Here is a 21,601-nt window from a genome sequence, read left to right on the forward strand (position 1 = left end):
GAGGAGTTCATGGCAGATCGCATCATCGTCTACTGGCGCGACATCCCGGCTCAGGTGATCATCAAGCAGGGTCGCAAGACCGCAAAGCGCGAACTGTCGCTCCGGTTCACGGAAGCGATCGATACGTGCGCCATGCGAACCGGCGCAGCCGAGACCGATGATTATCTTGCCGAATGGCGCAAGGCCGATCCGGTGCCGGTCTCGGACGATCTCGAGGCCGAAGCCGACAAGGCGGCCGCCGAACTCGAACAAGCATACGACAAGCAACGCCTCGTCGCGCTGGTGAAGGCCGGCGGTCGCGAACTGCAGCAGACACAATGAGATTGGGACCCGCCGATACGGCACAGGGATCAGGAGCTATAGACCAGGGATGACCCGCACGATCGTCGCATCCGCCACCCGCGAAGTTGTCATCGGCTTCGACCAGCCCTTCTGCGTCATCGGGGAACGCATCAATCCCACCGGCCGCAAGAAGCTCGCCGCCGAGATGATTGAGGGCAATTTCGACACCGTCATCAAGGATGCGCTTGAGCAGGTTGCGGCCGGCGCCACCATGCTCGATGTCAATGCAGGCGTCACCGCTGTCAATCCGAACGAGACCGAGCCACCGCTGCTCGTGCGCACGCTCGAGATCGTCCAGAACCTCGTAGACGTGCCACTGTCGATCGATTCCTCCGTCACGGCCGCCATCGAGGCCGCGCTGAAGGTCGCCAAGGGACGCCCGCTCGTCAATTCTGTCACTGGCGAGGAAGAAAAGCTCGAAGCGATCCTGCCACTCTGCAAGAAGTACGACGTGCCGGTCGTGGCGATCTCCAACGACGAAACCGGCATTTCCATGGATCCCGACGTGCGTTTCGCGGTCGCCAGGAAGATCGTCGAACGGGCTGCCGATCACGGTATCAAGAGCCATGACATTGTGGTTGACCCGCTGGTGATGCCGATTGGTGCGCTTGGCTCGGCCGGGCTGCAGGTCTTCGCCCTGCTTCGGCGCTTGCGCGAGGAACTGAAGGTCAATACCACGTGCGGCCTTTCCAACATCTCCTTCGGCCTGCCCCACCGACACGGCATCAATGCAGGCTTCATTCCCATGGTCATCGGCGCCGGCATGACGAGCGCCATCATGAACCCCTGCCGCCCGCAGGAAATGGAAGCGGTGCGCGCCGCCAATGTCTTGAACGGCACGGACCAGAACTGCTCGAACTGGATCATGACCTATCGTGACTACAAGCCCGCCGAAGGCGGAGCTGCCGCGACGATGGCCGCTCCGGCAGCCTCGGCCGGTCGTCGTGGTGGTCGCGCAGCCCGTGCCGGCGCGGCCGCTCGCATGGACTAAAACTCGGCTCCCGGAGCCGCAGGCAGAATGAAATGAATGACACGCCCTCGCATCCCCTCGTCCTTTTCATGCCCTCCGGCAAGCGGGGTCGGTTTCCGGTGGGCACTTCCGTGCTCGATGCCGCCCGCCAGCTTGGTGTCTACGTGGAGAGCGTCTGCGGCGGGCGGGCCACCTGCGGCCGATGCCAGGTCTTCGTCCAGGAAGGGCATTTCGCCAAGCACGGCATAAGTTCCGCGCAAGACCACCTTTCGCCGTTCGGCCCAAAGGAAGAGCGTTACGATCGCGTGAGAGGCCTGCCGGAGGGTCGTCGCCTGTCCTGCTCTACCCAGATCCTCGGCGACCTCGTCATCGATGTACCGCAGGACACGGTGGTGAATGCCCAGGTGGTGCGCAAGGCGGCCGACGAGCGCGTTTTCGAGCGCAACCCGGCGGTGCGCATGTGTTATGTCGAGGTCGAGGAACCCGACATGCACAAGCCGCTCGGTGACCTCGATCGCCTGCTGGAGGCCCTGAAGCGAGACTGGCAGTTTGAACGTCTCGACATCGACGTTCACCTCTTGCCCAAGGTGCAGAAGATCCTGCGCCAGCGCGAGTGGAAGGTCACCGCGGCGGTTCACCACGACCGCGCCGCCGACAGTGCGCGAGTCATCGCGCTTTATCCAGGCCTGAAGAACGAGGCCTATGGCATTGCCTGCGACATCGGCTCCACGACGATTGCCATGCATCTGTCCTCCCTCCTGTCCGGGCGCACAGTGGCGTCTGCCGGCACCTCAAACCCGCAGATCCGCTTCGGCGAAGACCTGATGAGCCGCGTGTCCTATGTGATGATGAACCCGGATGGTCGCGAGGCGATGACGGCCGCGGTCCGGGACGCGCTGAACGGCCTGATCGACAAGGTCTGCGAACAGGGTGGCGTGTCGCGCACCGACATCCTCGATAGCGTCTTTGTCGGCAACCCGATCATGCATCACCTGTTCCTCGGCATTGATCCGACGGAACTCGGCGGTGCGCCCTTTGCGCTCGCCGTGTCCGGAGCAGTCGAACTGAAGTCCTCCGACATCGGCTTGCCCATGAACGAAGGCACGCGGACTTACGTCCTGCCCTGCATCGCCGGCCATGTCGGTGCAGATGCCGCCGCCGCGACCCTTTCAGAAGGGCCGCATCGACAAGACGAGATGATGCTGCTGGTCGATATCGGCACCAATGCCGAAATCGTGCTCGGCAACGCCGCTCGTGTCGTCGCAGCGTCCTCGCCCACCGGTCCCGCCTTTGAAGGCGCGGAGATTTCGGCCGGGCAACGTGCAGCACCCGGCGCCATCGAACGCGTGCGCATCGATCCCGTGTCGCTCGAACCGCGCTTTCGTATTATCGGCGTCGAGCAATGGTCGGACGAGCCGGGCTTCGCCGAGGCAGCTACGGCGACGGGCATCACCGGCATCTGCGGCTCCGCGATCATCGAGGTCGTGGCGGAAATGTTCCTCGCCGGCATCATATCCGAAGACGGCGTCATCGACGGCGCGCTTGCCGCCCGCAGCCATCGCATCCTGCAGAACGGCCGCACCTTCTCTTACCTGCTGCACGACGGCGAGCCGCGCATCACCGTCACCCAGAACGACATCCGGGCGATCCAACTCGCCAAGGCCGCGCTTTATGCCGGGGTCAAGCTGCTGATGGACAAGCAGGGCGTCGATCATGTCGACCGCATCGGGCTTGCCGGCGCCTTCGGCACCTTCATCGATCCGAAATATGCGATGGTGCTCGGACTGATCCCTGACTGCGACCTCGAGAAGGTGAAGGCGGTCGGCAACGCTGCCGGCACGGGTGCGCGCATGTGCCTGCTCAACCGCGACTACCGGCGCGAGATCGAAGACACCGTGCGCCGGATCGAGAAGATCGAGACCGCGCTTGAGCCGAAATTCCAGGAACACTTCGTTGCCGCCATGGCGTTGCCGAACAAGGTCGACCATTTCCCGCAACTGTCACGCGTCGTAACGCTGCCGGAGCGGAAGCAGTCGGCCGATGCGACAGCCGACGGCGGAGCAAGACGCCGCCGTCGCTCGCGCGAAAGCGGCGGTGCTGTTCCGGAAGTTTAAGCCGCAGCCGCCGACATCGAACCGAAAGCTTCGCGGATACTCTGCGCCACGGCCTTGGCGGGCACGGAAAGCTGCGGGCTCGTCAGCAGCCGGATGTCGAAGGTCATCAGTTCCGGCAGGCCCTCCTTCGGCCCGAGGATCTGCATGTCGCTCGTGACATAGGACAGCGGGAACGGTGCGATCGCCAGATCCGACAGAACCGCCGCACGCTGCGCCATCGTATGCGCGCTTGCATACGCGATGCGGTAGTTGCGCTTGTGCTTCTCGAGTTGCGTGATTGCATCCTGGCGCCAGACGCAGCCGTCCTCCCAGACCGAGATCGGCAGCGGATCGCGCAGATGTGCCGTACCGCATTTGACACCCGCCCACACGAGCTTTTCCGTATGGATGATCTCGCCGCTCGTCGGGAATGGCCGCGTCGCGCAGTTGAAGAGCGTCAGGTCCAGCCGCTGCTCCTCGATGCGCTTCCTCAGAGCCAGGCTCATGTCGACGGTCACGTCGACCATGATGCCCGGAAACCGCTCGCCAAAATCCTTGAGCACCTTCGGAAGCAGCCGCTCGGCAATGTCGTCCGGCGCACCAAGCCGCACGACGCCGGAAAGCTCCGGCATCACGAAGCGCGACACGGCCTCATTGGAGAGCGCCAGCATCCGGCGCGCGTAGGACAGCAACATCTCGCCGTGCTGGGTGAGCGTCACCGAACGCGCGTCGCGCAGGAACAGCGTCGTGCGCAACTGCTCCTCGAGTTTCTTGATCTGCATGGACACGGCCGACGGCGTACGCAGCACGGCTTCGGCTGCCGTGGAGAAGTTACCCGTCTCGGCGATCGCCACGAAGGTACGCAGGACGTCGTTGTCGAGCAGCGGCAGCGGCTGGCGGAACGGAACGGTCATGACGGCTCCTGTCAATTTTCTTGAACTTTAACACCATATCATTTCGTTTGATTGAAAGTCAATCGAGGCGCATCTTGGGCATCGTCGAAGGCAGCACCGATTTCCACCATCACGGAAAATCATCAATGACATCTGCCGCATTCGATTGATTGATGGAATGTAGAGATCCATCCTCCCAAAGATCAAGATGAAGAAGGACTAGAAACAATGGCTTTGACCAGCTTCAACGACCTCGGAAGGTCGTCGCTCTCCTCCGCAGGCCTAGGCGCCGTGCTGCGGTATCCGTATCATCTCGTCCTCAAGGGCCGGGAAAACTGGCGGCGCCGGCAAACACAGAAGATGATCGAGTCGCTCGATCCCGAAATCCGCAAGGACATCGGCTGGCCGACCAGCTTTACACGGGACGGCAAGTAAACGATGCCGCATTTCAACTCTGGGTCCGCCCGTATTAACATGTGCGGACCCGCTTCCTTCACGACCAAACCCCAGCGCTGAAGCAACAGCGCAGAAGCGACGCAGCAATGTCGCAAAAATGTTCATGGCCGGTCGCCAAAACCCCTTTCCGGCTTCCAGATTTCGTGTCAGTGTCGCTTTTAAAGCAGAAGCAGGCCACACAATAACCGGGCGCGCCGAAGGGGAAGACACAATGGATTTCATCGGCAAGAGCCAGGGCAAGAAACGCTCGATCGTTTTCTTCCTCGTCCCCAATTTCACCTTGCTTCCTTTCTCCGCCGCCATCGAAACCTTGCGCATCGCCAACCGCATGCTGGGCTACTCCGCTTATACCTGGCGCCTCTGTTCGGCGGATGGTGAGAAGGTGCAGTCCTCGAGCGGCATCTGGCTCGAAGCAGACTCCTCGCTTGCCGACGAGCGGCGTTACCTGTCTGGTGAAAACCGCCCGAACATGGTGCTTGTCTGCTCCGGCGTTTATGTCGAGGAATTCCAGAACAAGTCCGTCAATGCCTGGCTGCGCGAAACCTACAACCGCGGCATCGCTGTCGGCAGCCTTTGCACCGGCGCCCATGTGCTGGCCCAGGCCGGCCTCCTCAACGGCAAGCGCTGCGCGATCCACTGGGAAAACCTTCCAGGTTTTGCCGAAGCCTTTCCGCAGGCGGAAGTGTATGCCGATCTCTACGAGGTCGACTCCAACCTTTACACCTGCGCCGGTGGCACCGCCTCGCTCGACATGATGCTGAACCTCATCGGCCAGGATTTCGGCGACAACCTCGTCAACAAGGTCTGCGAACAGCAGTTGACGGACCGCGTGCGCAACCCGCATGACCGGCAGCGCCTGCCGCTGCGCGCCCGTCTCGGCGTCCAGAACGCCAAGGTCCTGTCGATCATCGAGGTGATGGAGAACAACCTGTCGGAGCCGCTGTCGCTGGTGGAGATCGCCGATGATGCCGGCCTCTCGCGCCGCCAGATCGAGCGCCTGTTCCGCCAGGAAATGGGCCGCTCGCCCGCCCGGTATTACCTCGAGATCCGGCTTGATCGTGCCCGCCACCTGCTGGTGCAGTCGTCGATGCCGGTGGTTGAAGTCGCGGTTGCCTGCGGCTTCGTTTCGGCTTCGCACTTCTCCAAGTGTTACCGCGAGGTCTACAACCGCTCGCCGCAGCAGGAGCGCGCCGAGCGCAAGCTGAGCGTCACCAACGCCCGCGCCGGCATCGCAGCCTGAGTCAGGATCAGCTCCGCAGCCGGTAGCCTGTCTTGAACATCCAGCCGATCAGCGACAGGCAGGCGACGAGGAACAGGCACACCATGCCCAGGCTCACGATCGGATTGACGTCGGCAATCTCGTAGAAACTCCAGCGGAACCCGCTTACGAGGTAAAGTACCGGGTTGAGGTGGCTTACCGCCTGCCAGAAGGGCGGCAGCATGTCGATCGAATAGAAGCTGCCGCCAAGGAAGGTCAGCGGCGGCACCACCAGCATCGGCACGATGTTGAGCTGCTCGAAATTTTTCGCCCAGATCCCGATGATGAAGCCGAACAGGCTGAAGCTGATCGCCGTCAGCACCATGAAGACCAGCATCATGAACGGATGCGCGATCGAGATATCGACAAAGAAGGATGCGGTCAGAAGGATGATGAAGCCGATGATCAGCCCCTTGCTGGCGGCCGCTCCCACATAACCGATCAGGATCTCGGTCATGGCGATCGGTGCGGACAGGATCTCGTAGATCGTGCCGGTGAATTTCGGGAAATAGATGCCGATCGAGCCGTTGGAGATGCACTGCGTCAGCAGCGTCAGCATGATCAGCCCGGGCGTGATGAAGGAGCCATAGGAGACGCCCTCGACGCTCTCGATGCGCGAGCCGATCGCCGTGCCGAACACGATGAAATAAAGCGAGGTGGTGATGACCGGCGAAATCACGCTCTGCAGTAGCGTGCGGCGCATGCGGGCCATCTCGAACGAGTAGATCGACTTGATCGCTTCCGTGTTCATGCCTGTTCTCCCGCCTGCTGGGCCACCAGCGCCACGAAAATGTCCTCGAGCGAGCTTTGCCGGGTGGAAAGATCCTTGAAATGGATGTCTTCGGCCGCGAGCATGGCAAGCAGCGAGGCGATGGATCCTTGGCCCTCATCACCCTGGTATTCGTGAACCAGCGCACTGCCGTCGTCGCTCAGCGCCAGGTCATAGGCGGCGAGGCTCGCCGGCAGCGTCACCAGCGGTTCGGCCAGTTCCAGGCGCAACTGCTTGCGGCCGAGCTTGCGCATCAGCGCGTTCTTTTCCTCGATCAGCAGCAGCTTGCCGCCGTTGATCACGCCCACCCGGTCGGCGATCTCCTCCGCCTCCTCGATATAGTGCGTGGTGAGGATGATGGTGACGCCGTTGGCGCGCAGCTTTTCAACCACCTGCCACATCTCGCGGCGAAGGTTGACGTCGACACCCGCGGTCGGTTCATCCAGAAACAGGATTTTTGGCTCGTGGGCCAGCGCCTTGGCGATCAGCACGCGGCGCTTCATTCCGCCGGAGAGCTCACGCAGCATGTTGTCCTTCTTGGACCATAGCGAAAGATCCCGCAGAACCTGCTCGATCACCTGGGGGTTCGGCTTCTTGCCATAAACGCCGCGGGAGAAGCTCACCGTGTTCCACACGGTCTCGAACATGTCGGTCGTCAGTTCCTGCGGCACCAGGCCAATGAGCGAGCGCGCCTGGCGAAAGTCGCGCACCACGTCATGACCGCCGACCAGCACCTGTCCAGCGCTCGCGTTGACGATCCCGCAGATGATGGAGATCAGCGTGGTCTTGCCGGCACCGTTCGGGCCGAGAAGCGCGAGGATCTCACCCTCGTGGATCTCCAGATCGACGCCCTTCAGCGCCTGGAACCCGTTGCCATAGGTCTTGGTGAGGTTTTGGACGGAAACGATCGGAGCCATGCAGGATGCATCTTCTGAAATGATTTTGCAAAGGAAGCCGGCAATATAGGCGGCGTTTCTCGCCTGACCATCCTTGTTGGGAGAACATAGCGGACGATTTCAGAGGACAATCGTCAGGAAGAACTGGATGGAGATCAACGTCAGGAAGATCCCGAAGCCAGCTTCCAGCTGCCGTTTGGACATCGCATGTGCAATCTTCGCACCGACCGGCGCGAGATAAAGCGTGATCGGTATCAGCAGCAGCACCGCAATCCAGTTGACGTAACCGGTGGAGAACGGCGGCAGGCCAGGCGTACCCCAGCCGCCAAGGATATAGCCCGCAAGACCCGGCAGCGAGATCAGCACCCCAACCCCGGATGAGGTGGCGACGCCTTGGTGAATGGTGCGCCCGTACAGGGTCATGAAGGTGTTGTTGAGCACGCCGCCGCCGATCCCCATCAAGCCCGACAGCACGCCGATACCCGCACCGACGAGAAAGCGGATCGGGTTGCCCGGCAGGTCATCGCCCAGCCGCCAGCTGGCCCGGTTGAAGATCATCCGGAAGGCCAGCACCAGCGCGATGATTGCAAAGACTACCCGCAGTTCCGCGCTTGAAGCCTTGGCCGCAACGGCGGCAGCAACCAGCGTCCCGAGCGGCACGGCGATCGTCCAGCTGCGCAACAGCGCCATGTCGACCGCGCCACGCTGCCGATGCGCCATGAAGGAACGCACCGATGTGGGGACGATGATGGCAAGGGAGGTGCCGAGCGCCAGCTGCATCCGGACATCTTCCGGAATGCCAAGCAGGCCAAAGACGTGGAAGAAGATAGGAACGAGTATCGCGCCGCCGCCGATGCCGAACATGCCGGCGAGGATCCCCGCCACGGCCCCCGCGGCGACCAGCGCCAGGATGAAGGGCAGAAGTTCGGTGAGAAAGTCCATGTCGGATGCGTGCTCCCGCAGGCTCCGGAATCACTCCCGCTCCGGCGCCGTCACCGGGCTTTGATCACGAATATGCGGCGGCACACAAGCGGCTGCACCAACATGGGACATGGCTAGCTGAAGGTGAAAGGCAGTGGAGACCCGGAACACGGGGCATGGGTCAGGTCGTGTACCGGGTCTCCCGCTGCAGGCGGGGTACGTCGGGGGGACGGACTGCAGCACAGGCATAGTTGCTGCGCCGCCGCTTATGGTTCCAGTTCCGTTGCCCAACGTGGTGTACGAAACATTAATCTCCACAGCCTGGGACAGCGACAGCCGCTGAAGCAGCCGCTCGTCAGAGGCTGCAGTGGCGCTTTCCAGACTTTCGCGAACGCAGGTCGAAGTGGAAATGGTTCCAATGCTCGGCGTTGCTGCCCGGGCCAAGCACGGTGTTGAAATACTTGCAGCTGTCGCTGCGCACCGATTTCAGCAATCCGCCTTCGCGCAGCGAGAAGAGCCCCTTCTTGCGCACGTCGATTTCATGGCCGTTCTTCAGCACGATCTGGCCGATGTCGATCGCATTGCCCTTGGCGTGTTCCGACATCGGGTTGTTGCGCTGGCGGCTGTTGTTCATCCGACGGCAGGAATAGCCGCCCATCGGCACGATCTTCTTCACACCGGTGAGGTAACGCATGCGCGCCGATGGCGCGAGTTCGTTCTTCACCCACTTCGCAAAAGCAAGCGTCACCTGGCAGTTGAGCGTCACCGCCGGCTTCACGTCGATATTGCCCGACAGGCCCGACAGCTTGACCGGGTGCGCAATGCCGCAGCTTCCGCCCTGGCTGATCCGCGGCCGGTCCTCAAACTCCACGCCGAGACGACGCAGCTCGGCACGGCAGCTCACCTCGGACTGCGGCATTACTTCCCGCGGCCACGACTGTTCGCGCTGGCTCATCGGCGCATCGCTTCTCGTCGGGTTGTTGGGGCGAAGCATGGCGACCTGCTGCGTCCCCGTCGGCGCACGATTTGGCGCCCTCACCCGCGATCCGTCACCCCAGGTCATCGAACCGGCCGTGGAGGGTTCACGTTTCAAACCCGCGCCCGTCCGCTTCGGCGGTACGTTGACATAATCGCTGCCGATATCCTGGGCGATCGCCTGCCGGCGCGGCTGCAAGGCCACCGGATTGTCCGTGCCAATGCCATCCACCACCGGCTGGTCGCCCACGCCTTCGGCGATGTCGCTGTTCTGCTCTTCGGCGAGGCCCGTTACTTCGCTTTCATCGGGACCGAAGCCGAGCTCAGCGTCGATATTGACGCCCTCGTCCGGGATGCTCATAGGCCCGACGGGTGCGGCCGCCCGCGTCGTTCTCTGCCGGCCGAGCGAGGCCTGCTGTTGCATCGCCTCCTCGCTGTCGATCATCGGCAGGCGGCTCGCCTGGACCGTCGAACCACTCATCGAGAGCGTGCCGAGATTGGACGGCGGCGCGCCCAGCACCTGCCCTTGACCCTGGTACGGCTGGTTCTCGTCGGGTGCGCCGAGATACTGCCCCCCATTGCCGGCTTGGATGTCACCTTGCGGAGACGGTCCGGTGGAATAACCGTAGTCGACGGCGCTCGCCTGGCTCACCGGCGCCTGGTTCATCGGGTAGGCTTGCTGCGAGACTGGCTCGCGCGGCAGGCTGCGCACCGGCGTGATGGCGCCAACCTGCGTGCCGGTATCGATGGACCCGGGCGGAACGAGATCGCCGGAAGAACAGGCCACCAGCATTGTTGAGATCATCAACGAGCTGATCGCCCGCCGAAAAAGGGAAGCATACGCCATACCGATTGCCACTCTTCCGGTGCCGAAATGACACAGAACCTCAAATTAGAGGAATCGGGTAAACGAAGCCTTGAGCAACCAAGGCCATTTGGTGACGCGTAGGCGACGAAGAGATGACGCCCGGTATGGGATTGCTGGTCTGAGGCAGAACAGCAAAACGCCCACCGGCGGTCATCCGGTGGGCCTTCTTGTTGTGTACCGTTCGTGGCTTAGGCCGCGTGCGACTGCCAGCCCTGTGCCTGCTGGGCACGACCATGGTCGAGCTTGAAGGCGGCAAGCAGGTTGCGCAGGTGCACGCTCTGCTCGGCCAGCGTCTGGCTTGCAGCCGTGGTTTCTTCCACCATCGCTGCGTTCTGCTGGGTCATCTGGTCCATGTGGTTCACGGACGAGTTGATTTCCTGCAGGCCGGTCGCCTGTTCGCGGGCGGCCGTCGCAATCGTGTCGACATGCGCATTGACTCGGTCGACGAGCGTCGCGATCTCGACAAGCGCGTCACCGGTGGAGCGAACCAGCGCCACGCCACCTTCCACCTCGCGGGCGGAGTTGGAGATCAGCGTCTTGATCTCCTTGGCGGCCCCCGCCGAACGCTGAGCCAGTTCGCGCACTTCCTGCGCCACGACTGCAAAGCCGCGACCTGCCTCACCCGCACGGGCGGCTTCGACACCGGCATTGAGCGCCAGCAGGTTTGTCTGGAAGGCGATCTCGTCGATCACCGAGATGATCTGGTTGATGCGGTTCGAGCTGTCCTCGATCCGGCCCATGGCGTCGATCGCATTGCGGACGATCTCGCCGGAACGACCCGCACTTTCCTTCGTTTCGCTCACCATCACGCGTGCCTCGCTGGCGCGCTCGGACGCCGTGCGAACCGTGGCAGTGATCTCGTCGAGCGCAGCTGCGGTTTCTTCCAGGGCCGCCGCCTGCTGTTCGGTGCGCTTGGAGAGATTGCCGGTCGCACCCGAGATGTCGGAGGCGCTGTCACGAACCACGAAGCTCGTCTCGGCGATGTCTGAAATCGCACGATGCAGCGATCCGACGGCCGCGTTGAAGTCGTCACGCAGCTTGGCATATTCCGGGCCGATGTCGTCGAGAACGACCGAGAGATCACCGGCAGCGAGTTGCTCCAGCGCATGGCCAAGCTCGTTCATGGCGTGGGCATGGCGCTCGGCATTGGCCGACAGCACCCGTTCCTTGCCGGAGCGTTCCTCGGCAAGCGCCCTGCTCTGCTCGGCTTCGCGGGCCTGCAGCTCGGCGCGTTCGGCAACCGATTCCCTCAGAACGTCGAGCGCGCGGGCCATCTCGCCCAGTTCGTTCTTCTGGCCCATGCAGGGCACGGCCACGTCCATCTCGTTGTCGGCAATCCGCTGCAGCGCCTTGCGGATGCTGCCGATCGGGCCGGTCACCGAGCGAACGACGAAGGTCGCGCCGCCGACCATGACCAGCGAGCAGACGCCGAAGATCATGGCAAACCGGATGGCATCCGAACGGAACATCGCGTGCAGGTCGTCGACGTAGACGCCCGTGCCGACGATCCAGCCCCAGGGCTCGAAGCCGGCAACGTGCGAATATTTCTCGACCGGCTGGTCGGCGCCCGGCTTCGGCCAGTAGTAGTCCATGAAGCCCTTGGCGGTCGTGCTCGCCTTCACGACGTTGACGAATTCGACGAACAGGAACTTGCCGTTCGGATCCTTGTCGCCGCGGAGGTCCTTGCCGTCCATCTCCGGCTTGATCGGATGCATGACCATGCGTGGCAGCATGTCGTTGATCCAGAAATAGCCGGTGCCGTCGCCATACCGCATCACCGAAATGATGTTCTTGGCCTCGGTCTGTGCCTGGTCGCGCGTCATCGCGCCGGATACCTCAAGGTCATGGTATTTCTTCAGAACTGTCAAAGCAGCATCATTCATCTGGGCGAGGCCAGCCTTGCGCTCGCGCTCCGATGAAGAGTAGCTCTGGAAAAGGCTGAAGATCATCGCGCCGCCCAAAATAACGAGCGACAGCATCACAAGGCAGTAGAGCCGCCAGGATATGGTTAGACGTTGCATGGTACCCCCCTTATTCTTAACACCGGTCAATTTGTAACTGACGCTGGTTACCAGGTAGTGAAGCACCGTTTGGCGTCACCGCATGCGCGAGTAAGTGCCTGCTAATCAAGCGTGCAGAGATTCAATTGCCGGCGCATTGCGCCCCTGCGCCCGAGGTCTAAGGTGACTGGAGGAGGAATCGGAAACGGACTGGCTGAAGGACCTTTGACGAATGACCGATACTGCGAAGCCAACGGGCGAGCTGACGCTCAGAACCCTGGCCATGCCGGCCGATGCCAATGCCGCGGGTGATATCTTTGGCGGCTGGGTCATGGCCCAGATGGACCTGGCGAGCGGCATCCGCGCCGCCGAGCGTGCCCGCGGTCGCGTCGTTACCGCCGCCGTCAAGGAAATGGCCTTCGAGCTGCCGGTCAAGATCGGCGACACGCTGAACGTTTACACCGAGATCACCCGCGTTGGCCGCTCCTCGATCACGCTGTCGGTGGAAGCCTGGGCCCATCGTGCCCGTCACCGCATCCTCGAGAAGGTGACGGCGGGGACCTTCATCATGGTGGCGCTCGATGAAGAGGGCCAGCCGACCCCCGTGCCGGCCGAAGAATAGGCCCTACCCCTTCAAGTAGTTCGACGCACCGTCGAGCGTCAGGCCCGGAAACACCTTGGTGGTGAGGTTGGCCGGCGAGACCTCGAACTGCTGCTGCAGCAAGGATGCGGCCACCGCGCGCAGGTCACCTGTCGGCGACAGGTCCTGGCCGTCGAGCAACTGGTCGGGCGTCAGGCCCGGCCACTGGCCATGAACCTGCCCGCCGGCCACCGCGCCGCCGGCGAGCAAGGCCACGCTCGCGGTGCCGTGCTCCGTCCCGCCTTTGTCGTTTTCGCGCGCAGTGCGACCAAACTCCGTCACCGCCAGCACGACCGTCTTGTCCCAGGCCTCCGTGCCCAGAGCCTCCTTCAGCGAGATGATTGCCGTCGTCAGGTCGCCGACTGCCTTCGGGAATTGCGTCTTCTGGTCAACATGCGTATCCCAGCCCGCGATGGAGAAGTTGGCGATCCGGTAGTTCTCGCGCAGCAGGCTGCCCGCCATCCGGCCGATCTCCGAGATTTGCGTCGCACGTGTCGCGCCTGCGGGCGGGCTCGGTGGTCCGCCGCCATCGGTGGTCGCTGCCGCGGACCAGACCTTGGCAAACTCCTCGTCGCCGCTGAACAACTCCTCGAAGAACCGTTCCTCGTCGCCTGCCAGCGCCAGGCCATAATGCGCACCGCGCCTCTGTGCGTCGTTCGGGCCATTCAGGATCAACTCGGAGGCACCGCTGACATTGACTGCCTGCCGTGAACCAGAGCGCGGCAGCACGGCGAGCGCCCGGTTCAGCCATCCGGATTTCTCGCCAACTTCGTGGCCACCGTTCTCGAGGATATCCTGGCCTTCGAAGTGGTTGCGCGTGCCGCGATACGGGGTTGCGACGGCATGCACGAAGGCAAGCTCGCGCGCCTGCCAGAGCGGCATCAGGTCGCCGGCGGCGGGATGAAGCCCGAAGAACCCGTCGAGATCGATCAGGCCGGTCTCGGGCTTCAACGCCAGCGACGGCCGCAGTGCTGCAAAGGCAGCGTCGCCATAAGGCTGCACGAGATCCAGCCCATCCATCGCACCGCGCAGGATGATGGTGACGAACCGGCCCTCACCGGACGCCGCGGCAACACTGATCGGCGCCATCATCGGCAAGGCGGCGAGTGCGCCTGCCCCGGCCAGAAGCTTGCGGCGGGACAACAGGAAGGATCGGTCGCGGGTCATCATCTATCTCCTGTTGAACTCGGGCGATGCGAGCACCATCCCGATGCCTTGCAGCCGGCTCGGCGCATGCTCCACCAACCTCTTCGTTTCCGGCCGCACAGCATCGCCAAGCGCCGCCACCACCAGCGCATTCGGCTCGATGCGCTGCGCGAAAATCCCCGCTACCATCCGCGCCCAGGAGATTCGTTCGCGCATCTGGTCGGGCGTCATCCAGGCGCCCGCATCATCACCATGGCCTTCGAGGCGCGGAGGATGCCACATCGGCTGTCCCATCCGCTGCAACGCGCCCAGCGTCAGCGCCTCCGCCCGGTCGGCACGCGCCCTGCGATCCTCGGCCCGAACGCCCGCCGCGAGTTCGATCGCCTTGCCCACCGGCCCGTCCGCCTCGATCTCCATGTCGCGCTGCAGGCCCGCCAGGCTGCGTTCCGAAAGTTCGATCGCCCTGAAGGTGGATGCCACGAATTCGAACGGCGCCTTGATCTTGCGTCCTGGCTCTGACCAGGCGCGCGGATGCTCCAGCATCGCCTGGTACACCCGCATGAGGTCACCCTCGCTTTTCTCCCAGGCGTCGGTCATCGCGGAAACCAACTCTTCCGGTGCCTCGTCGGCAATGAAATGCCGCACCAGCTTGCGGCAGATATGCGCTGCCGTTTTGGGATGAACGGCAAGGTCCTCCAGCAACAGCACATGGTCCTGGTTGCCGCCCTCTTCGCCACGATAGGTCTTCCCCATCACGACATGCGGACCCGGCGGGCTGAATCGAGGCTCGAACAGGATCGTCAGCGCCCGGTAATCGACCGTCACGCCGCCCAGCACACGGGCCGTGGCCTGCAGGTCATCGGGTGTCTGCCCAGCGTCCGGGCCGAGTGTGTAGGCGTCCAGCAACTGCCGCGCCAGCCGCTCGTTGCGGAGCGTCGGTGCGCTGCCTTCGGCAGCCGCCGTGGTACCATCGCCCTGCACGCTGATCAGCAGCGCCGGATGCAGGACCGCCGCCTGCAGCAGGGCTGAAAACTTGGCGCCGAGCTTTGGCCGGATGGCCTGCACCTCGTGAAGCCCCGCGATCATCCCCATCGGAAGAAAGTCGGCGACGCTCACCGCGAAATGATTGGCCCAGAAGCTGACCAGCCGCTCGTAAAAGCCGAGGCGCGAATGCACCGCCCGGCCAAGCCGCGCCATGGCGTCCTGCCGGAAGATCTCATGCGCCTCCTTGTCCATCTCCTGGCGGATGCTCTCGTTCGGCTTGCCGCCTTCGGCAGCCTTCGCCTCCGCGGCCTTTACGGAAAGAAGCCGCGTCGCCCTTTCCAGCCGCCCGGCGACGCCGTCGCGGGGGAAGGTCGGCTTCTCCGCCACGCCTACGGCGACCTGCGCAAGCACGCCTGCCGCATCACCGGGAAAGTCTTCACCGGGGCGCAATCCATAACCGTAGCGGATGGCGGCGAGCGTCGCAGTGGATAGAGCCATCGATCATTCCTCGTTCGCCGAACCACTGCCAGCGACAAAACACATAAACCAGTCAGGAAACGCGGCCATTTCGAGACGTGGAGTTTTTCAGATTATGTCGAACCGACGTTCTTGTGGTGGCGCGACAAGATCCAACGTGACGATTCGCAGCCGTTCCGCAACATTGGAAATACGGTGCAGCCGCAACTCTTTGTTACTCTCTGTTTAGGATGTTCCCGACATCATTGCGGCTCATCCCGCGAAGCAAGAATTTCTTATTATTCCTCTGGTTACGACTTCCACAACAACAAAACGAGCGACCGGAACCAGATGGAAGCCCAGCACATGCCCGGCTTGGACGGCCCCGCCCTCGCGCTGGAAATCAAGCGCGCACAAGCGGTGACGATGCGCGAGCGTTTGCGCTCCACGATCATCACCAATGCCTGCATCTCCGCTTCCGCCCTTTGCGTCGTCGCTGCCGGTCGCGGCCCCGTTTTCGAAGCCGTACTCTGGCTCGGCGCTCTCCTGTTGAGCATCGTTGTCCGCGGCATGGTCGGCGTGATCCTGACGAAGTGGGACGTGCTGGAACATTCGCCGCAGGCCGCGCTCGATGCCATGACGGTCGGCGCGCTGATCAGCGGCCTTGTCTGGGCGACGCTTCCGTGGGTGCTTCCAGGTTTTGATGCCACGGGCAAGGACGCCACGCTCTACCTGATGATGATCGGCATCTCCACCGGTGCGGTGCTGATGGGTATCGGGCACAGCCCGATCTCGCTCGCCTTCGCGGTGCCACCGCATCTGTCGGTGATGATCTCGCTTGGCATGAGCGGCGGCGTCGGCGGACCTCTCCTTGCCATCAATGTCTTGGCCCTGACGCTGATCCTCATCCGCAGCAGCCGCATTAGCCAGGCAATCTTCGTCAGCAATGTCTCGGGCAAGCTGCAGGCCACCGCACTTGCGACCTCGCTGTCGTCAGCGAACGGCGACATCATGCGCGCCAACGACCGGCTGGAGGTGCTTGCCAACTGCGATCCGCTGACCGGGCTCGCCAACCGCGCCGCCTTCAACACGGCGCTTCTGACCGGCATCGAAGAGGCCCGCACCGCCGGCCACCAGCTTGCGCTGCTGATCCTCGATCTCGACCGCTTCAAGTCGATCAACGATACGCTGGGACACAGCGCCGGCGACGCCCTGCTGATCGAGGTCGGCGAACGGCTTCGTGCTGCGCTGGAGGGTCCTGGCATTGCCGCGCGCCTCGGCGGCGACGAGTTCGCGGTGATCCTCAGCGGGCCCCATGCGCTCGAAGACAGCCGCCGCCTCGCCCAGGCGATCCTCGATCGCGGTCGCCAGGCCATCATGCTCGGCGGCCAGCCCGCCGTAGTCGGCGCCTCGATTGGCATCGCGCTTTATCCGGACCACGCGACCACCGGCGAAGACCTTTTTGTTGCCGCCGACATGGCGCTCTACCGCGCCAAGGATGGTGGCCGCCGCCAGTGGCGCGAATTCGACCCAGCGCTGCGCTCGCAGTTCGACCGACGCCACCAGGTCGAGCAGGATCTCGGCGCCGCCCTCGCCGATGGAGAGGTCGAGGTCTGGTTCCAGCCGCAGGTCTGCCTCAACACCCACCGCGTCGTCGGTTTCGAGGCGCTGGTGCGCTGGTACCATCGCGAGCTTGGCCCCGTCTCGCCACCCGAGATCGTTGCCGCCGCCCAGGCTGCCAACCTTTCCGACCAGCTGACGGCCACCGTGGCGGATGCCGCCTGCCGGCTGCTCAAGCGCCTGCCCGATCTCGGCCTGCCGTCCGCGACCATTGCCGTGAACATCTCCCCGCGCGAGTTCGACTTCTACTGCGTCACCGAAATCCTCGACAGCATCACCGCCGCGCATGGCATCGATCCGGCGCTGTTCGAGATCGAGATCACCGAGGAAGCCATTCTCGACACGCTCGTCGCCGGCGAGCAGTTGAAGATGATCGAGCGCTCCGGCTACAAGCTCGCCGTCGATGATTTCGGCGCCGGGCATTCCTCCCTCGCCTACCTCGTCCAGTTGAAGGTGGATCGCCTGAAGCTCGACCGCCGTTTTGTGCAGGGCATCACCGCCAAGGAGAACCAGGAGATCGTCGGCGCCATGGCGGGCCTTGGCCGCTCGCTTTCCATGGAAGTGCTGGTCGAAGGCGTCGAAACCGCCGAGGAAGCCGAGGCGCTGCGGGCGCTTGGCGTCGAGATGGCGCAGGGCTACCATTACGGCCGCCCGATGCCCGTCGAGCGCATCGAATCCTGGCTCGCCGACCGCGTGGCCGTTCCGCAGAAGCAGATCGCCTGAAGGGTTTTCGCAACCGCGCCTGTTTCTCTTTTGTACTCATTTTGCCGGCGCCGCCCCTTCCAATTCGACCGGACTCCCTCCATATTCGGCGCATGGCCAGATCCCCTCGCAAGACATCCGCCTCGAAGCCTGGTTTCGAGGAGGCTCCGCAATCGTCATTTGAAGGCGCCCCCTTCTCCGGCTCCGTCGCCGACTGGGTGAAGCAGCTGGAAGCCGAGGCGGAAGCGTCGTCGGTCGAGACGCAGCGCGAGATCGCCTCGAAGGCCGGCAAGCACCGCAAGAAGATCGAGATCGCCGCCCGCGAAGCCGCCATCAAGGAGGCCGCAAAGGACAAGGCGAAGTCTGCCCAGAAGACGGCTAAAAAAACCACCGCCTCGAAGACCGCCCGCGGCGTCTCCATCGGCGCCTCTTCCGACCCGAAGACGCGCGCTCGCGCCGGCCTCAATCCGGTGGCCGGCATGGACATCTCGCTCGAGGACGCCCAGTCGCTGGCGCCCGGCGCCGTGACCGCAACCGTCGACGCGCTCTCGAAGCTCATCGAAAGCGGCAACCCGCTGTTCAAGGATGGCAAGCTGTGGACGCCGCACCGCCCGCACCGGCCGGAAAAGTCCGAAGGCGGCATCCCGATCGAGATGGTCACCGAATACCAGCCCTCCGGCGACCAGCCGACGGCGATCGCCGATCTCGTCGAAGGCATCAATTCCGGCGAGCGCTCCCAGGTCCTGCTCGGCGTCACCGGCTCCGGCAAGACCTTCACCATGGCGCAGGTAATCGCCCGCACCCAGCGCCCGGCCGTCATCCTCGCGCCCAACAAGACGCTCGCCGCGCAGCTTTATTCCGAGTTCAAGAACTTCTTCCCCAACAACGCGGTCGAATATTTCGTCTCCTACTACGACTATTACCAGCCGGAAGCCTACGTTCCCCGCTCCGACACCTTCATCGAGAAGGAATCGTCGATCAACGAACAGATCGACCGGATGCGCCACGCCGCCACCCGCGCCATCCTCGAGCGTGACGACTGCATCATCGTCGCCTCCGTCTCCTGCATCTACGGTATCGGCTCGGTGGAAACCTATACCGCGATGACCTTCCAGATGTCGGTCGGCGACCGCCTCGACCAGCGCCAGCTGCTCGCCGACCTCGTCGCCCAGCAATACAAGCGCCAGGACATCAATTTCGTGCGCGGCTCCTTCCGCGTCCGCGGCGATACCATCGAAATCTTCCCCGCCCACCTGGAGGATGCCGCTTGGCGCATCTCCATGTTCGGCGACGAGATCGACGCGATCACCGAGTTCGACCCGCTGACCGGCAGCAAGACCGGCGACCTCAAGTCCGTCAAGATCTACGCGAACTCGCACTATGTCACCCCGCGCCCGACGCTGAATGCCGCCATCAAGCAGATCAAGGAGGAGCTGAAGCACCGCCTCGCCGAGCTCGAAGCCGCCGGCCGCCTGCTCGAAGCCCAGCGGCTGGAACAGCGCACCCGCTACGATGTCGAGATGATGGAGGCCACCGGCTCCTGCGCCGGTATCGAGAACTATTCGCGTTACCTCACCGGCCGCCGCCCCGGCGAGCCGCCGCCGACGCTGTTTGAATACATCCCCGACAACGCGCTGATCTTCATCGACGAAAGCCACGTGACGATCCCGCAGATCGGCGGCATGTATCGCGGCGACTTCCGCCGTAAGGCGACGCTGGCCGAATACGGGTTCCGCCTGCCGTCGTGCATGGACAACCGGCCGCTGCGTTTCGAGGAATGGGACGCGATGCGCCCGCAGACAATCGCCGTCTCCGCCACGCCAGGCAACTGGGAGATGGAACAGGCGGGCGGCGTGTTTGCCGAACAGGTCATCCGCCCGACCGGCCTCATCGATCCGCCGGTGGAAGTGCGCCCGGCCCGCTCCCAGGTCGACGACGTGCTCGGCGAGATCCGCGAAACCGTGCAGAAGGGTTATCGCACGCTCTGCACCGTGCTCACCAAGCGCATGGCGGAAGACCTCACCGAATACCTGCATGAACAGGGCGTGCGCGTCCGCTACATGCACTCCGACATCGACACGCTGGAGCGCATCGAGATCATCCGCGACCTGCGTCTCGGCGCCTTTGACGTGCTCGTCGGCATCAACCTGCTGCGCGAAGGCCTCGACATTCCCGAATGCGGCTTCGTCGCCATCCTCGATGCCGACAAGGAAGGCTTCCTGCGCTCCGAAACCTCGCTCATCCAGACGATCGGCCGCGCCGCGCGAAACGTCGATGGCAAGGTCATCCTTTACGCCGACAACATCACCGGCTCAATGAAGCGGGCGATGGACGAGACCGCCCGCCGCCGCGAAAAGCAGATGGCCTACAATGCCGAGCACGGCATCACGCCGGAATCGGTGAAGGCCCGCATTTCCGATATCCTCGATTCGGTCTACGAGCGCGACCACGTCCGCGCCGATATCTCCGGCGTCTCCGGCAAGGGTTTTGCCGATGGCGGGCACCTCGTCGGCAACAACCTGCAGGCCCATCTCAACGCGCTCGAAAAATCGATGCGCGATGCCGCCGCCGACCTCGATTTCGAAAAGGCAGCGCGCCTGCGCGACGAGATCAAGCGCCTCAAGGCCGCCGAGCTTTCCGCCATGGACGACCCGATCGCCAAGCAGGAGGCGGCAAGCGCCGAAGGCGCGAGGGGCAACAGAAGAAGTGATGAGGCAAGGGCCGTGGAAGGAAAGCGGTCCCGCGATTCAATCTCCCCCCTTGAGGCGGGGTCCGAAGGACGGGCCGAGACCGGTGGCTCGGCCCAACGGGCGGCAGGGCCGACAGAGGGGGGTAATACCCGCTCCGTTGCTGAAGGTTCACCCCCCTCTGCCCCTATCGGGGCATCTCCCCCTCAAGGGGGGAGATCAGGGGAGCCAGCTTCCTACTTCTCCAAACCCGGCCTCGATGACATGGGCCCGGGCACGGACATGCCGACACCGCTGTTCCGGAAAAACACGCTGGATGAAATGACGGTGGGACGCACTGAAAAACCGGTTCCCGGAACTCTTCCGCCCAAACCGTCAGGCGACCCGAACAAACGCTTTTCGCCATTGCTCGAAGGCTTGCCCGAAGTCGATGACGGCGTGCGCCCCGTCATCCGCGGCAAGGTCGGCGTGGGGTCTTACGAGGACCCCGGAGAGCAGAAGCGCAAGAAGGGCAGGACGAAGGGCAAGACCGGCAGACCTGGGCGGTAGGCTTTCGCGACCCATTCTCTCCCCTTGTGGGAGAGAAAGCGATTTCAGCATCTTAGCTTCAGCTAAGTGCCAGAAATCGCAAGTGAGGGGGTCGCCACTTCCCCGAGGTTGAGACGCAGTCACAAGCGGCCGCCAGGGCCGAAGCTCCGAAATTCTTCTCGCCGTTGCACTGAGAAAAGGTGGCAGCAGCCGCATGAAGAACCTCTACACGTCATTCAGGCTTGACCCGTGGAACCGTGTGGTAGCAGCGGTGACCCTTAGCTTAGATATCGAGGTGAGACGGAGGCCACACCCTTGGTGTCAGCCGTGCTTGCTCAGCGCAATGTCAAACGCTGTAGTGCTCCCAGATTTTGGGCCAGCGTGAGCTGGAATCTTC

16 protein-coding genes are annotated in these 21,601 nt (G+C 63.4%); 8 read left to right on the top strand and 8 right to left on the bottom strand.

The window, feature by feature from the left end; all coding sequences use genetic code 11:
• Positions 1 to 9: 9 nt before the first annotated feature.
• Genes M0654_RS20825 through M0654_RS20835 form a run of 3 tightly spaced genes read left to right on the top strand, consistent with a single transcriptional unit; the run spans position 10 to position 3,426 of the window.
• Complete coding sequence (locus M0654_RS20825; protein WP_248684717.1) at positions 10 to 321, top strand: virulence factor; 312 nt, start codon at positions 10 to 12, stop codon at positions 319 to 321.
• 49 nt (positions 322 to 370) lie between these two features.
• Entirely contained in the window at positions 371 to 1,333 is a 963-nt protein-coding gene (locus tag M0654_RS20830) for a methyltetrahydrofolate cobalamin methyltransferase (RefSeq protein ID WP_248684718.1), read from the top strand.
• A 32-nt stretch (positions 1,334 to 1,365) separates the two neighbouring features.
• Positions 1,366 to 3,426 (top strand): ASKHA domain-containing protein, encoded by a 2,061-nt coding sequence (locus M0654_RS20835; protein ID WP_248684719.1) that lies wholly within the window; start codon positions 1,366 to 1,368, stop codon positions 3,424 to 3,426.
• On the opposite strand, the gene M0654_RS20840 is transcribed toward M0654_RS20835, so the two are convergent.
• Positions 3,423 to 4,319, bottom strand: a complete 897-nt coding sequence (locus M0654_RS20840; RefSeq protein ID WP_118849809.1) for a LysR family transcriptional regulator — start codon at positions 4,317 to 4,319, stop codon at positions 3,423 to 3,425. The genes M0654_RS20835 and M0654_RS20840 overlap by 4 nt on opposite strands.
• 207 nt (positions 4,320 to 4,526) lie before the next feature.
• On the opposite strand from M0654_RS20840, the gene M0654_RS20845 reads away from it, so the two are divergent.
• Together M0654_RS20845 and M0654_RS20850 are read left to right on the top strand one after the other, a co-directional pair.
• Positions 4,527 to 4,733 carry a hypothetical protein gene (locus tag M0654_RS20845; RefSeq protein ID WP_248684720.1) on the top strand — a complete coding sequence of 69 codons (207 nt, stop codon included), beginning with the start codon at positions 4,527 to 4,529 and terminating at the stop codon, positions 4,731 to 4,733.
• 232 nt (positions 4,734 to 4,965) lie between these two features.
• Complete coding sequence (locus M0654_RS20850) at positions 4,966 to 5,994, top strand: GlxA family transcriptional regulator (protein WP_248684721.1); 1,029 nt, start codon at positions 4,966 to 4,968, stop codon at positions 5,992 to 5,994.
• A gap of 7 nt (positions 5,995 to 6,001) precedes the next feature.
• On the opposite strand, the gene M0654_RS20855 is transcribed toward M0654_RS20850, so the two are convergent.
• The 5 genes from M0654_RS20855 to M0654_RS20875 form a co-directional block, all read right to left on the bottom strand.
• A complete protein-coding gene (locus tag M0654_RS20855) occupies positions 6,002 to 6,763 on the bottom strand; it encodes an ABC transporter permease (RefSeq protein ID WP_118849813.1) in 762 nt (253 codons plus the stop codon).
• The gene (locus M0654_RS20860) at positions 6,760 to 7,698 is read right to left on the bottom strand and encodes an ABC transporter ATP-binding protein (RefSeq protein WP_248684722.1); all 939 of its coding nucleotides are present in this window, start codon (positions 7,696 to 7,698) and stop codon (positions 6,760 to 6,762) included. The genes M0654_RS20855 and M0654_RS20860 overlap by 4 nt, the downstream gene beginning before the upstream one ends.
• Positions 7,699 to 7,797: 99 nt before the next feature.
• Positions 7,798 to 8,619: a sulfite exporter TauE/SafE family protein gene (locus tag M0654_RS20865; protein ID WP_248684723.1), complete on the bottom strand. Its 822-nt coding sequence runs from the start codon at positions 8,617 to 8,619 to the stop codon at positions 7,798 to 7,800.
• 334 nt (positions 8,620 to 8,953) lie between these two features.
• Complete coding sequence (locus M0654_RS20870; protein WP_390920974.1) at positions 8,954 to 10,378, bottom strand: extensin-like domain-containing protein; 1,425 nt, start codon at positions 10,376 to 10,378, stop codon at positions 8,954 to 8,956.
• A 251-nt stretch (positions 10,379 to 10,629) separates the two neighbouring features.
• On the bottom strand, positions 10,630 to 12,462 hold the full coding sequence (locus M0654_RS20875; RefSeq protein WP_118849821.1) for a methyl-accepting chemotaxis protein: 1,833 nt from the start codon (positions 12,460 to 12,462) through the stop codon (positions 10,630 to 10,632).
• 211 nt (positions 12,463 to 12,673) lie between these two features.
• Between M0654_RS20875 and M0654_RS20880 the strand changes: the two genes are divergently transcribed.
• On the top strand, positions 12,674 to 13,063 hold the full coding sequence (locus M0654_RS20880) for an acyl-CoA thioesterase (protein ID WP_118849823.1): 390 nt from the start codon (positions 12,674 to 12,676) through the stop codon (positions 13,061 to 13,063).
• Between the two features lie 3 nt (positions 13,064 to 13,066).
• Here the strand turns inward: M0654_RS20880 and M0654_RS20885 are convergent, their stop codons facing one another.
• Positions 13,067 to 14,248: a DUF1501 domain-containing protein gene (locus M0654_RS20885; RefSeq protein ID WP_248684725.1), complete on the bottom strand. Its 1,182-nt coding sequence runs from the start codon at positions 14,246 to 14,248 to the stop codon at positions 13,067 to 13,069.
• 3 nt (positions 14,249 to 14,251) lie between these two features.
• Positions 14,252 to 15,709, bottom strand: coding sequence for a DUF1800 family protein (locus M0654_RS20890; protein ID WP_248684726.1), 1,458 nt, complete (start codon positions 15,707 to 15,709; stop codon positions 14,252 to 14,254).
• A gap of 324 nt (positions 15,710 to 16,033) precedes the next feature.
• Between M0654_RS20890 and M0654_RS20895 the strand changes: the two genes are divergently transcribed.
• On the top strand, positions 16,034 to 18,010 hold the full coding sequence (locus M0654_RS20895; RefSeq protein ID WP_248684727.1) for a putative bifunctional diguanylate cyclase/phosphodiesterase: 1,977 nt from the start codon (positions 16,034 to 16,036) through the stop codon (positions 18,008 to 18,010).
• A 92-nt stretch (positions 18,011 to 18,102) separates the two neighbouring features.
• Entirely contained in the window at positions 18,103 to 21,225 is a 3,123-nt protein-coding gene (gene uvrB, locus M0654_RS20900) for an excinuclease ABC subunit UvrB (RefSeq protein WP_248684728.1), read from the top strand.
• Positions 21,226 to 21,601: the final 376 nt, after the last annotated feature.

Origin of the sequence: Neorhizobium turbinariae (assembly GCF_023223505.1) — a bacterium.
Lineage (GTDB): Bacteria > Pseudomonadota > Alphaproteobacteria > Rhizobiales > Rhizobiaceae > Neorhizobium > Neorhizobium turbinariae.

Bases quoted from the DNA above. Each gene is read 5' to 3' on its own strand.
- M0654_RS20875 (WP_118849821.1), bottom strand. From the start codon at position 12,462: ATGCAACGTCTAACCATATCCTGGCGGCTCTACTGCCTTGTGATGCTG.
- M0654_RS20895 (WP_248684727.1), top strand. From the start codon at position 16,034: ATGCCCGGCTTGGACGGCCCCGCCCTCGCGCTGGAAATCAAGCGCGCA.
- M0654_RS20865 (WP_248684723.1), bottom strand. From the start codon at position 8,619: ATGGACTTTCTCACCGAACTTCTGCCCTTCATCCTGGCGCTGGTCGCC.
- M0654_RS20850 (WP_248684721.1), top strand. From the start codon at position 4,966: ATGGATTTCATCGGCAAGAGCCAGGGCAAGAAACGCTCGATCGTTTTC.
- M0654_RS20830 (WP_248684718.1), top strand. From the start codon at position 371: ATGACCCGCACGATCGTCGCATCCGCCACCCGCGAAGTTGTCATCGGC.
- M0654_RS20870 (WP_390920974.1), bottom strand. From the start codon at position 10,378: ATGATCTCAACAATGCTGGTGGCCTGTTCTTCCGGCGATCTCGTTCCG.
- M0654_RS20825 (WP_248684717.1), top strand. From the start codon at position 10: ATGGCAGATCGCATCATCGTCTACTGGCGCGACATCCCGGCTCAGGTG.
- M0654_RS20840 (WP_118849809.1), bottom strand. From the start codon at position 4,319: ATGACCGTTCCGTTCCGCCAGCCGCTGCCGCTGCTCGACAACGACGTC.
- M0654_RS20890 (WP_248684726.1), bottom strand. From the start codon at position 15,709: ATGGCTCTATCCACTGCGACGCTCGCCGCCATCCGCTACGGTTATGGA.
- uvrB (WP_248684728.1), top strand. From the start codon at position 18,103: ATGGCCAGATCCCCTCGCAAGACATCCGCCTCGAAGCCTGGTTTCGAG.
- M0654_RS20880 (WP_118849823.1), top strand. From the start codon at position 12,674: ATGACCGATACTGCGAAGCCAACGGGCGAGCTGACGCTCAGAACCCTG.
- M0654_RS20835 (WP_248684719.1), top strand. From the start codon at position 1,366: ATGAATGACACGCCCTCGCATCCCCTCGTCCTTTTCATGCCCTCCGGC.
- M0654_RS20885 (WP_248684725.1), bottom strand. From the start codon at position 14,248: ATGACCCGCGACCGATCCTTCCTGTTGTCCCGCCGCAAGCTTCTGGCC.
- M0654_RS20860 (WP_248684722.1), bottom strand. From the start codon at position 7,698: ATGGCTCCGATCGTTTCCGTCCAAAACCTCACCAAGACCTATGGCAAC.
- M0654_RS20855 (WP_118849813.1), bottom strand. From the start codon at position 6,763: ATGAACACGGAAGCGATCAAGTCGATCTACTCGTTCGAGATGGCCCGC.
- M0654_RS20845 (WP_248684720.1), top strand. From the start codon at position 4,527: ATGGCTTTGACCAGCTTCAACGACCTCGGAAGGTCGTCGCTCTCCTCC.